Raw genomic sequence first — 11,908 nt, 5'->3', positions numbered from 1 at the left:
GGGTGTTGGCCGTACCGGGGCCGGCTGCGTCACCCGCGCCGGGCGCGGGCGGCTGCCCGGACACCGGGCGGAGCGGTCCGCGGGTCAGCGGGTGAGCCAGTCGCGGAGTATCTCCTCGTGGTGCGCGTCGAGTCCGGGGGTGGTGGACGGCGGGGCGTCGGGGACGCCCTGGAACACGACGGGTTGGCGCAGCGCGGTCATGCCCGCCAGCTCCGGATCCCGGAACCGGCCGGTGACACCCCGCGTACCGACACTGCCGATGGCCTCCCTGAGGTCCTGCACCGGGCCTGCCGGGACGCCCTGTTCCCCGGCGAGCGCGACGATCTCGGCAGCGGAGTGCTGCCGGGTCCAGGCCTCGATGGTGGCGCGGACCTCCGGTTCATGGGCCGTGCGCGCCTCGTCGGTGCGGTACACGGGGTGGTCGGCCAGGTCCGGGCGGCCGATCAGGTCCAGCAGGCGCTGGAACGTACGGTCGTTGGCGGCAGCCAGGACCACCGGTGCGTCGGCCGCCCGGTAGACGCCGAACGGGGTGGACACCGGATGCCGGTTGCCGACCCGGGTGGGCGGGGCGCCGTCGGCCGCCAGCAGGCTGGCACCGGTGAGCTGGAGGGAGACCATCGCGTCCAGCATGGCGATGTCGAGATGCTGTCCCCGCCCGGTGCGGGCCCGTTCGACCAGTGCGGCGCAGACCGCCCATGACCCGTAGAGACCGGCTTGCAGATCGGCGATGGACTCACCGACCTTGGTCGGCTCGCCGTCCGGGGTGCCGGTGGTCTCCATGATCCCCGACATGGCCTGGATGATCAGGTCGTAGGCGGGGCGCGCGGACATCGCGCCCGACTGCCCGAATCCGGAGATGCTCGCGTACACCAGCCTCGGGTTGTGGGCGAGCAGCGCCGGTGCGCCGATGCCGAGCCGGTCGGCGACGCCCGGCCGGAAGTTCTCCACTAGTACGTCCGCCTGCGCGGCCAGCGACCACAGGGTCTCCAGGTCCCCGGGGTCCTTCAGGTCGAGTGCGATGCTCCGCTTGTCCCGGTTCAGCATCGCGAAGTAGACGCTGCGGTCCTTGGCGAACGGGCCGAGCCGCCGGGTGTCGTCACCGCCCGGCGGCTCGACCTTGACGACATCGGCGCCGATGTCGGCCAGCAGGGACGTACAGAACGGGCCGGCCAGTACCCGGGACAGGTCCAGCACACGAATACCGCTCAACGCCGGCATGGCAACTCCTCGGTTGGACACGGTTCGACTCGGTTCGACCGCACAGTGCGTACTGCGCAGTACGCCGAACGCTAGGAGCGCGGAGCGGCCCGGGGATATGTGCACAGCCACGGAGACAGCCGCCGTTGTTGTGCGGCCGCACATGGCGGTGGGCGGTCGGTGAGTGGATGACTTGAGTCCATGAGCACCTCTGAACAGACCTCCCAGGAGCACCTGCCGTACCGGATGCCCGACGAGTACGAGGACTTCCGGGCCTCCGTACGCGCCTTCGCCGAGGACCGGATCCAGCCGCTGGCGGACCGCGCCGACGCCGAGGACGTCTTCTCCGCCGACGGATACACCGAACTCGTCGCCGCCGGATTCCACGCACTCGGCGTCCCCGAACAGTACGAAGGGGCGGGCGCCGACGCGCTGGCCCAGGCCATCGCCATCGAGGAAGTGGCACGGGTGTCCGCGGGCATCTCCACCGTGCTGAGCTCCAACAAACTCGGCGTCACCCCGCTGCTGCTCGCCGGGTCCGACGAGCAGCGCGGCCGGTATCTGCCCGACGTGGCATCGGGCGAAGCGCTGTGCGCGTACGCGATCTCCGAGCGCGAAGCGGGCAGCGATGTCGCCGCGATGACCTGCCGGGCGGAGCCCGAGGACGGTGGCTGGCGGCTCTCCGGCACCAAGAGCTGGATCACAGCGGCGGGCGAGGCCGCCGTACTGATCGTGTTCGCGGTCACCGATCCCGGCCAGGGCAAGCGCGGTATCTCGGCGTTCGTCGTGGAGGGGACCGACGAAGGGATCTCCTACGGCGCCCCGGAACGCAAGATGGGGCTGCACGGTTCGGTCACCAGGGAGGTCCACTTCGACGGTGTCCGCATCCCCGCCGGCCGGCTGCTGGGCGAGCGGGGGCGCGGGCTGCGGCTGGCCCTGGCGACGCTGGACCACACCAGGATCTCCATCGCCGCCCAGGCCGTCGGCATCGCGCAGGGCGCCCTGGACTACGCGGCGGATTACGTACGCGAGCGCCGCCAGTTCGGCCGCCCGGTCGCGGAGTTCCAGGGCGTCCAGTTCATGCTCGCCGACATGGCGATGCACATCGAGGCGGCGCGCACCCTCACCTACCGTGCCGCGGCGGCCTCAGAGGCGGGATCCGGGGACCTCACCTTCCTCGGCGCCGCCGCGAAGTGCCTCGCATCCGACACGGCGATGGCGGTCACGACCGACGCCGTTCAACTGCTGGGCGGGGCGGGTTACGTCCGCGACCACCCCGTGGAGCGGATGATGCGCGACGCGAAGATCACCCAGATCTATGAAGGGACGAACCAGATCCAGCGGATCGTCATGGTGAGGAACCTGCCGTAGCGGGCGTCGACTTGTCGGGCCCGCTCACCGTCCACGAGGGGGTTCGGTGGCCTCCGCCGTCTGCAGTTCCGCATGGAGGCGTGCGAGTGCCGCGCTGACCGGGGGGACGACCAGTGCCGTCAGAACCAGCAGGCTCACCGCGGTCGGGACGATCTCCATCACGGCGCCCGTGGCATAGGCGTTGTCGTCCGTGAGCCACAGCACGGTGAGACCGACCGGATGGGCGAGAGGCTCCGCCGCGTGCGCCAGGGCGATGTACGCGGCGACGGCGACACCCATGACCGGTGCGGTGACGCGCAGCGCCCGCCACCGTCGCGGGTGGCCCGTCAGTGACCAGGACCGGCGTACGGCGGCCCGCGCGGTGGACGCGCCGTTCACCGCGGCGGCGGTGGCGAGGCTCAGACGGAGCCATACGAAGGCCCCGATGACGATGACGAGGGACGTCAGGCCGTTGGCCGACAGCCGGTAGCGCGTACTGCTCCAGTAGTCGAGCGGCTCGATATCGATGCCCATCATGCCGCCGTCGCGGAAGAAGGCCGCCACGAGATACGCCAGCAGCGCCAGCGGAGCCAGGCACACGATCGTCAGCAGCTGTACGCGGATGGCGAGCCCGATGTGGGGGCGGCTGCGCCGCCACAGCTCGCCGGAGCCCGGGCGGTGTCCGCCCGCCTCCGTGTCGCGGACGGCCACGGCATACGCGACATACAGCAGGGCGAGGACGAAGAGGGCGACCAGCAGCAGCAGCCCCATGAAAGGGAGGCTCCTGAGGAAGATGGAGGTGTACTGGCCCGGGTAGTAGCCCAGGGGCGGATCCTCGTACGCGATATCGGAGCGTGCCAGCTTCCAGGTGAGGGCGAAGTCGTGCCAGGTGAGAGCGAATGCCACCGTCACCAGCGCGGCGCCCGCGAGCGCGGTGAACAGCGCGACGCCGGAGGAGAAGCCGAACAGGCTGCGCCACCCGGTGCGGAAGAGCTCCAGGGTGCCCGCGATGAGGCCGCGCCGTGGCGGCGTCCCGCGCCGGATCCCCCCGCCTTCCGGGTACTCCGGGTCCTCCGCTCCGTCCGGCACCGCCGCCCGGCCCTTCTTCTGCGTCACTGCTCGCGCCCCTCTCCGTACGAGCATCACGCTCTCCCAACGGGTTCCCTGCGGTTGTTCTTCGAGGTGAGATGCAGGGGCAACCCCCGGAAGTTCCGGGCTTGATCGCCGTATGACAGGACCGTGACATACGGGCCTGAGAAGGCCGCGCGGGAGGCCGTGCCGGTCCCGGCCTCCCGCGGCGGCTGTCCGTTCGCTACTGCTTGCCGTGTGCGGCGGACCGCTTGGTGATCTCGGTCCTGACCGTCTCGTGCAACTCGTCCGACGTGAAGCCCAGGTTGCGCAGGATCTGCGCGGCCGGGCTCTCCCCGACGCGGACCAGACCCAGCAGCGCGTGTTCCGTGCCGACCCAGTCGTGGCCGAGGTCGGCCGACGCGCGGCGCGCCTGCTCGATGGCCTCCTTGCTCTCCGGCCGGAACGCGATGTGACCGCGCAGCGCCTTCTCCCCGGACGGCGGCATCGCTTCCTCGACTGCGTCGCGGACGCGTTGCTCCGATCCGGCCTTCGCGATCAGCACCTCGCAGGCCAGGCCCCGCGGTTCGCCGAGCAGGCCGAGCAGGAGGTGTTCCGTGCCGATGAAGTCGTGCTTGTGTGTTCGGGCGGCCTCCTGCGCCAGCACGATGCTGTGCCGGTTCAGGTTGGTGTACCGCTCGAAAGGGCCGGGGGCGTGGCGTTGTTGGGCGGCCTGCTTGGAGACCCCGATGGCGTCGCCGATCTCGGTCCATGACGCGCCGGTCTGCTTGGCCTTGCTGACGTAGTGGTCGATGAGCTGGTCACCGAGGTCGGACAGGGTCTGGGCGCGCAGTCGCGCCTCGCTGATACGGGCCAGTTCGTCGGTGCCGGGGAGTTCTTGGTCGAGACGGGCGATCAGGTCGGCGAGGCTGATGTCGAGTGGACTCATGCGTCAAGCGTAAGTTGACGCCCGGGGATCGTCAACCTGTAATTGACGATTGTTCCGGGTCTGCTCCCGCAGTTCCTTACGAGGGTCCGGTGCGGCTCGGCCCCATCAGCCCTTCAGCCCTCGGCCGGGCCGAGCACCTGGAGCGCCAGCCAGAGTTCCAGCCGGTCCTGGGTCGCCGTGAGCCGCTTGCCCAGCAACCGTTCGATCTGGCCGAGCCGGTAGCGCAGCGAGTTGCGGTGCAGGTTCATGGCGCGGCAGGTCTCCGTGACCGACCCGTCGTGTTCGAGATAGCTGCGCGCGGTGGCTTCCAGTGCCGCACCGTGTTCGGCGTCGTAGCGGCGTACGGGTTCGAGCAGGGCGGACGCCAGCTCAGCCAGCGGCAGTTCGGCGCTGCTCAGCAGCAGACCGGGCAGCGACAGGGTGCGGCACTCCTGCACCCCGGGCCCCTGGCGCTGGGCCTGCCGGGCCTCGTGGTATCCGATGCGGATGCCGTGCGCCCCCTGGTGCACCCCGCTGACCCCGACCGCCGTCGTCCCGGGCCCGCCGCCGATGTGGTGCAGCAGCCGGTCGGCGACGGTCCGGGCGTCGCCGTCCGTACCGACGACCACGACGATGCCGTCGTCCAGCGGGCACATCGGGTACGGGTCGGACTGCCCGTGCAGCAGCGCCGCCAGATCGAGGGGCCGCTGCCGCAGCAGGGCAGCCGCCTGGCCCGAACTCGCCACGACCACCCGGTGGCTGCCCCGCGGATCCACGCCGATCCGGGTCAGCTTGCGCTCCGCCTCGGGCCCCGCGAGGCCGTGGTGCAGGATGTCCGCGACGACCTGGCCGACCAGTTCACGGCGTCCGGACAGCAGCGCCTGACGGCGCGCGATCTCCAGGCCGACCAGACCGGCCACCGGCGCCAGCAACGTGACCTGCTCGTCGGCGCCCCGGGCCACGAGGTAACCGGCGACGGTGCCGTCCGCCCGTACCGGGAAGGAGACCAGACCCGGTCCCGGAGCGGCCGTTCCCGGGGCGTCCGAAGCGTCCGCGACCTCGTCGACGGGCCACCGCGCGGACCGGGGATGCTGCTCCAGCACCGCGCCGGCCGGATCGAGGACCGCCACATCGGCGCCCAGCCGGCGGGCCAGCAACGGGACGAGATGGCGCAGTCCGCGGCCGGCGAGCAGGGCGCCGGTGATCTCCTCCTGCAGCTGGATCATCAACCGGGTGCGCGCGTACTGCTCGGCGAAGATCCGGTCCGCCGCCCACCGGCTGATCTGGATGAACGGGATCTCCACCGGCGACGTCAGGAGCGCAAGACCGTGCCGCTGCGCCGCGGCCCGCAGCCCGGCGGGAACCCGGTTGTGGACCAGCCCGGTCCCGACGCAGAGGGCCGCGACCGGAACCGCCACCAGGTCGCGTACCAGCCGGTCCCACTGGTCGCGGGTGCGCCTGCGCAGCGCGGTGGTCAGCACCAGTTCGCCGCCGCGGAGGAAGGGGACCGGGTCCTCCAGCTCCGTGGTGGAGGACCAGCTGATGGGTACGTCGGCCCAGGAGCTCGGGGAGGTGACCGCGGTCAGCCGCAGTTCGGGCTGGGCCAGCAGATCGGACGCGAGGACGGGCACCAGCACAGGGTGCCACAGGCGCCCCGCGGCCCCGGGGTGGTGCAACCGCCCGGAGGAGAGAAGCGAACGGGCCGGCGCCGCACGGAATCCGTGCCGCGCCGGCCCGCCGGCCGGTGGCCGCCCCGTCAGGCGGTGGCCACCGCGAAGACGTGCAGCACGCCGCCGTCCGTCGTGGACGGCAGTGTCACGCTCGCCAGCTGCTTGCCCGCCTGGAGCGTGACCGGCGCGGTCGCGAAGATCTCCGTGCCGACCGGGTCCGTACCGCCGCCCTGTACATCGCGGTACGGGGTGTGCACCGCGACCGTGTTGCCGAACGACGGCTTGTCCGCTCCGCCGCCCAGCGTCCAGTCGCTGAAGCCGATGTCCGCCTTCTGCGTGGTGCCGTCGGTGTACGTCAGCGTCGCCGTACCGCTGGCCGAACCCTCCGCCGCGCTGCCCAGCAGGCTCAGCTTCGTGGCACCCTGCGCCGACGGGACGTTCAGCACCTGCGGGGTGTCCCCGGCCACCTCGATGTTGTCGGGGTCCCCGGCCGCCACCTTCGGCCAGGTGAAGTCGAAGCCGCCGGACGAGACCGTACCCCCGGGTGTGGCGCCCGCCGCTGCCAGCGCCTTGGCCGAGTAACTCCAGCCCTCACCGTCGAAGTTGGCCTGCGGGTTGTCGTCGTCGGTGGAGATGGCCGTGCTGTTGCGGTTCCAGAGCATGCTGTTCTTCGCGGCGACGGTCACCGCGACCGACGTCTTCGGAAGCTCGGTGCCCGCGGACGACTTCAGCGTGACCGGGACCGTGTAGCGGCCCTCCGCCGTGCCGGACGCGGCCGACACGGAGAGCTTCGCGCTCGCCGAACCGCCCGCCGGGACAGTGAAGTCGCCCTGCGCGGGCCGTACGGTGACACCGGCCGGCGGCGTCGCCGTCCAGTGCACCGTGGTCGGCTCCTTCTCCAGCGTCTGCACCTTGACCGTGGTGTCCGCACCCGCGGCGCCGGGCTCGATCTTCAGCTGCTCGGGGGTGGCGCCGGTGAAGTACTTCACGCCGCCGCCCGGGAAGGACGGCGGGGCGTCGGCAGCGGCGCTGCCCCACGAGGTGTCCGCCGTGGCGCCCAGCGTGTAGTCGAGGGTGCCGCCGTGAGTGACCAGTGAGGCGGGGACCCAGGGCTTGCCGGACGTCCGGCCGTTGACCTTCAGCCCGTGGATGTAGGTGTTGCCGGCCGAAGCGGCGGGGGCGTTGACGGTGATGGTCCGCCCGTGCCCGGTGTGCACCACCGCGTGCGGGAACAGCGGCGCGGACAGGGTCATGTCGGCGCGGCTGGGGTTCTGCGGGTACATGCCGAGCGCCGAGAAGACGTACCAGGACGACATGGTCCCGGCGTCGTCGTTACCGGGAATGCCGCCCGGGGCGTCGGTCCACAGCTGGTCCATCTCCGCGCGGACGGTCTCCTGCGTCTTGTACGGGGCGCCCAGGTAGTCGTACAGATAAGGCGTGTTGATGTCCGGCTCGTTGGTCGCGTCGTAGCGGGTGTCGTCCTTCGCCGAGAAGTCGAACTTGCCGTCCGGCGTACGGAAGAAGGCGTCCAGCCGCTTCACCGCGGTGTCGTCGCCGCCCATCGCGGAGGCGAGCCCCGCCACGTCCGAGTACACCATCCAGGTGTAGCGGGCGCTGGTCCCCTCGACGAAGCCGCTGCCGGTGCCGGGTGTGAAGGTGCCCGCCCAGGTGCCGTCGGCCTTGCGGTCGCGGATGTAGCCGCCCTGCGGTGTGGCGTTGGCGTCGAAGACGTTCGTCCAGTTCCCCGAGCGGTCCAGGAACTTCTTCGCGTCGGCGTTCTTCCCGGTCTGCCGGGACAGCTCGGAGAGCCCGTAGTCGGCTGCCGCGTCCTCCAGCGTCTCGGCCGCGCCGCCCCAGCAGTGGCAGTTGTCGGCCGGTACGTACCCGAGGTCGAGGTACTTGTCGAGCGCGGGGCGCTGGCCCACGCACTCGACGTTGCAGCCCGCACTGTCCGAGTCGTTGGCCGTCGGCACGGTCGCCGCCTTGACCAGCGACTTCAGCGCGCCCTTGACGTCGAAGTCATGGCCGCCGAAGGCGTAGATCCCGGCGAGCGCGGCGTCGGACGGGTCGCCCGACATGACGCTCGTCTTGCCGTTCTCCAGCAGCCAGCGGTCCCACTCGCCGCCGCGCTGGCCCGCATAGTTGTAGAGCGACTGGGCGTAGTCGCTGCCCGCCCGGGGGTTGAGCAGCGTCATCAGCTGCACCTGGGCGCGGTACTGGTCCCAGCCCGAGAAGGTGCCGTACTGCGCCTTCTGCCCCTTGGCCAGCCGGTGCGGCTTGCGGTCGGCGCCCAGATAGCGGCCGTCGACGTCGCTGGTCAGCGTCGGCTCCAGCATCGAGTGGTAGAGCGCGGTGTAGAAGGTCGAGCGCTGGGCGTCGGTGCCGCCGCCCACCTCGACCGACTTCAGCACCTTGTTCCAGGCGCCGGCCGCCCGTGACTTCACGGAGCTGAAGCTCTTGTGGGGCGCGTTCTCGGCGCGGAGGTTTGCCTCGGCGTTCTGGGGGCTGACATAGGAGACGGCGACCTTGGCCTGTGCCTCGGTGGTCCCGCCCGCGAAGGTGATGTACGCGCCCGAGCCCTTGCCCTCCACGGCGTTGCCGGACGAGCTGTAGCCCGTACCGCCGGACGCCGATGTGGAGCCCGGGCTGACCGTGCTGTCCTTCCAGGTGCCGACCTTGGCGAACGCCTTGTCGAAGTGGGCGGTGAAGTACAGCGTGTACAGATCGTGCCGGTTGTTCGCGCTCTGCGGACCGCAGAAGTTGCCCGCGGTGACCGAACCCGTCACGGTCCGGGTCTTCTTGTCGATCTTCACGGTGGCGTCCGTGCTGCCGCTCTCCGAGTTGGAGGTGCGGAAGAGCATGGTGGCCGGCTTGTCCTTGGGGAACCCGAACTGCCCGGAGCCGGTCCGCGCCGTCGTGGTGAGCGCGGCGGATGCGCCGTTGTCCAGACCGACCTTGTAATAGCCGGGCGATGCGCTCTCGTTGGCGTGCGAGAAGGTGCTGGCGTACTTCGCGTCGGTGGTGTCCGCGCTGGGCGAGGAGTCGACGTCACCCGTGTACGGCATGATCGGGATGTCGCCGTTCGCACCGGAGCAGCCCACCCCGTTGAGGTGGGTGAGGCTGAAGCCGCGGATCTTCGTGGCGTCGTACTGGTAGCCGCCGGGCGCGGGCGTGGAGACCTGCTTGCCCTTGGAGTTCTGCGGACTCCAGGCCAGCATCCCGAAGGGCTGCACCGCGCCCGGGTAGGTGTTGCCCGCGTTGGCGGAACCGATCAGCGGGTGGACGTACGACACCGGGTCCTTGACGGTGCCGTGCGGGGATGCGGCCGAGGCGGGGGCGGCGGTGGCCGCCATCCCCAGGGCGGCCATGGCGGTCACCACGACGGAGCTGAGCGCTCTGGTCCCGGTGCGCGTCCGACGGCTGTGCGTGTCTGACACCCGTTCCTGCCCTTCGTGTGTGACGGACTCGTTGTGACGGACTCTGTGTGACGGACTCTGTGTGACGGACTCTGTGTGGCGGTCGGTCAACGCGGCAGGAACGGGAGCGCCGTTGACCACTCCGGAGCGGCGCGCCGTTCAGACAACGTTGTCAACGACGTGAGGATGCTCCTCCTGCCGATCCGGGGTGTCAAGGCTCCCCGGGCCCGCGAACGGACCCGGGGAGCACCCGAGGCGCGTCAGAGCTACAGGTCCAGGACCAGTCGCCCGCCCCGCGCCCGTGACACGCAGATCAGCATCGAGTCGTCCCGCTCCGCGTCCGTCAGCAGTTCGTCCCGGTGGTCGATCTCGCCTTCGACGACGCGCTGTTGGCAGGTCCCGCAGAAGCCCTGCTCGCAGGAGTACGGCACATTCGCCACCTCCGCGCGGACGGCGGCCAGCACCGTGGAGCCGGGCGCGACCGTCACCGTACGGCCGGAGCGGCGCAGTTCGACGTCGAAGCTGTCCGAGTCCGCTGCGGCCGCCTGCGGCGCGAACCGCTCCAGATGGAGCGCGGCGCCGGCCGGGAGCGCCGCCGACACCGCTTCGAGCAGGCCCTCCGGTCCGCAGCAGTAGTACGCGGTCTCCGCCGGATCGTCCCCGAACTCCAGCTCCGGGTGGCCCAGTTCGTCCTGCGGGACCACCGTCACACGGTCCGTGCCGCCGCCCAGCTTCTCGGCCTCCGCCAGGAACGGCATCGATGCGCGCGTACGCCCGCAGTACACCAGCCGCCAGCGCGCACCCGCCGCTTCGGCCGCCCGGAGCATCGGCAGGACCGGGGTGATCCCGATGCCGCCGGCGACGAAGACGTACGAGGCGGCTTCGACCAGCGGGAAGCGGTTGCGGGGGCCGCGGATCTCGATCTCCGCGCCCTCATGGAGCTGTTCGTGCACCTCGCGGGAGCCGCCCCGGCCGTCCTCGATCAGCCGGGTGGCGACCGTGTATGCCGCCCCGTCGGCCGGGTCGCCGCACAGCGAGTACTGGCGGACGAGGCCGGACGGCAGCACCAGATCCAGATGGGCGCCCGGTGTCCAGGGGTCGAGCCGTTCGCCGGACGCGCTCTCCAGCCGGAGCCGCACCACGCCGTCGGCCTCCGGAGTGCGCTCGGTGATCAGCAGCCGCCGGCTGACGGTCCGGTGGCGGCCACGGCCCGAGACCGGGGTCTCCAGCGCGGGCAGCGGCCAGAGCGGGGACGCGGTGATACGGCGGCGCAGGGCGCGCTTGGCGAGCAGCGCCGCACCGGCGACCAGGACGACCGTACGGACGCGGGGCAGTGACGGCGCCATGTCAGTGAGCTCCGTTCGCGGCAGACGAGTTCGCGGCAGGCGAGTTCGCGAGATAGGCGACGGCCTGCGCGGTGCTGCCTTCCTGCGAGGGGTGGTACGTACGGCTCAGATAGCCCGGTACGGACCGGGCTATGGCCCCGGTCGTGGGCAGCAGCCCCTGCTTGCCGCGCCGGTGGTAGGCCCGCAGGGTCGCCCGGCCGTCCACGAGCAGCGGATCGTTCTCCATGAAGAACCTGACACCGCGCTGCCAGAGGAAGACCAGCGCGGAGAAGGCGGTCGCCCAGGTGCGCACCCTGCGGCGGTAGCCGCCGTCGATGTGCTGGAAGACCTCGAAGGCGACCGACCGGTGCTCGACCTCCTCGGCGCCGTGCCAGCGCAGCAGGTCCAGCATGGTGGGGTCGGCGCCGCGCCGGTCCAGAGCCTCCGCGTTGAGCACCCAGTCGCCGAGGAACGCCGTGTAGTGCTCGATCGCTGCGATCGTCGCGACCCGCTCCTTGAGCCACCAGCGGCTCGCCCGGCCGGGCGGCAGCGTCCGGTCGCCGAGCAGCTTCTCGAAGAGCCAGTCGACCTGGGCCGTGTACGGGGACGGGTCGAGCCCCTGTGCCGCGAGATGGGGGAGTACGTCGTCGTGCGCCTGTGAGTGCATGGCCTCCTGGCCGATGAACCCGATGACGTCCTCGCGCAGCCGCGCGTCCCGGATCAGCGGCAGCACCTGCTTGTAGACGTGCACGAACCAGCGTTCGCCCGCCGGGAGCAGCAGATGCAGCACATTGATGGTGTGCGTGGTGAACGGGTCACCGGGCACCCAGTGCAGCGGGGTGGACTCCCAGTCGAAGGAGACCTTGCGGGCCTTGAGTGCTATGTGCTCCGAAGCCACCGGGGCGGGCTGCGTATTAGACATGGCGTCAATGTACCGACGGGTACGGCCGAGGA

Annotated in this window: 8 protein-coding genes; 1 reads left to right on the top strand and 7 read right to left on the bottom strand. The window is 71.1% G+C overall.

The window, feature by feature from the left end; translation table 11 throughout:
• Nucleotides 1-84 precede the first annotated feature (84 nt).
• Complete coding sequence (locus OHB13_RS08870) at nt 85-1,218, bottom strand: CaiB/BaiF CoA transferase family protein (protein WP_266857699.1); 1,134 nt, start codon at nt 1,216-1,218, stop codon at nt 85-87.
• A gap of 180 nt (nt 1,219-1,398) precedes the next feature.
• Between OHB13_RS08870 and OHB13_RS08865 the strand changes: the two genes are divergently transcribed.
• Nucleotides 1,399-2,568, top strand: coding sequence for an acyl-CoA dehydrogenase family protein (locus OHB13_RS08865; protein ID WP_328376684.1), 1,170 nt, complete (start codon nt 1,399-1,401; stop codon nt 2,566-2,568).
• Nucleotides 2,569-2,592: 24 nt separating this feature from the next.
• Here the strand turns inward: OHB13_RS08865 and OHB13_RS08860 are convergent, their stop codons facing one another.
• The 6 genes from OHB13_RS08860 to OHB13_RS08835 form a co-directional block, all read right to left on the bottom strand.
• Nucleotides 2,593-3,663, bottom strand: a complete 1,071-nt coding sequence (locus OHB13_RS08860; protein ID WP_328376683.1) for a hypothetical protein — start codon at nt 3,661-3,663, stop codon at nt 2,593-2,595.
• Between the two features lie 196 nt (nt 3,664-3,859).
• Nucleotides 3,860-4,564 (bottom strand): Clp protease N-terminal domain-containing protein, encoded by a 705-nt coding sequence (locus OHB13_RS08855; protein WP_328376682.1) that lies wholly within the window; start codon nt 4,562-4,564, stop codon nt 3,860-3,862.
• A gap of 113 nt (nt 4,565-4,677) precedes the next feature.
• Nucleotides 4,678-6,174 carry a PucR family transcriptional regulator gene (locus OHB13_RS08850; protein WP_328376681.1) on the bottom strand — a complete coding sequence of 499 codons (1,497 nt, stop codon included), beginning with the start codon at nt 6,172-6,174 and terminating at the stop codon, nt 4,678-4,680.
• Nucleotides 6,175-6,299: 125 nt separating this feature from the next.
• Nucleotides 6,300-9,581 carry a GH92 family glycosyl hydrolase gene (locus OHB13_RS08845; protein ID WP_328380246.1) on the bottom strand — a complete coding sequence of 1,094 codons (3,282 nt, stop codon included), beginning with the start codon at nt 9,579-9,581 and terminating at the stop codon, nt 6,300-6,302.
• A gap of 314 nt (nt 9,582-9,895) precedes the next feature.
• Nucleotides 9,896-10,975: a PDR/VanB family oxidoreductase gene (locus tag OHB13_RS08840; protein WP_328376680.1), complete on the bottom strand. Its 1,080-nt coding sequence runs from the start codon at nt 10,973-10,975 to the stop codon at nt 9,896-9,898.
• A 1-nt stretch (nt 10,976) separates the two neighbouring features.
• On the bottom strand, nt 10,977-11,876 hold the full coding sequence (locus OHB13_RS08835; RefSeq protein WP_328376679.1) for a metal-dependent hydrolase: 900 nt from the start codon (nt 11,874-11,876) through the stop codon (nt 10,977-10,979).
• Nucleotides 11,877-11,908: the final 32 nt, after the last annotated feature.

The sequence above is a fragment of the Streptomyces sp. NBC_00440 genome (assembly GCF_036014215.1).
In the GTDB taxonomy this organism is placed as follows: Bacteria; Actinomycetota; Actinomycetes; order Streptomycetales; family Streptomycetaceae; genus Streptomyces.
The sequence above is the reverse complement of the archived record's forward strand: the minus strand, read 5'-3'. Positions and strand labels throughout refer to the sequence as shown.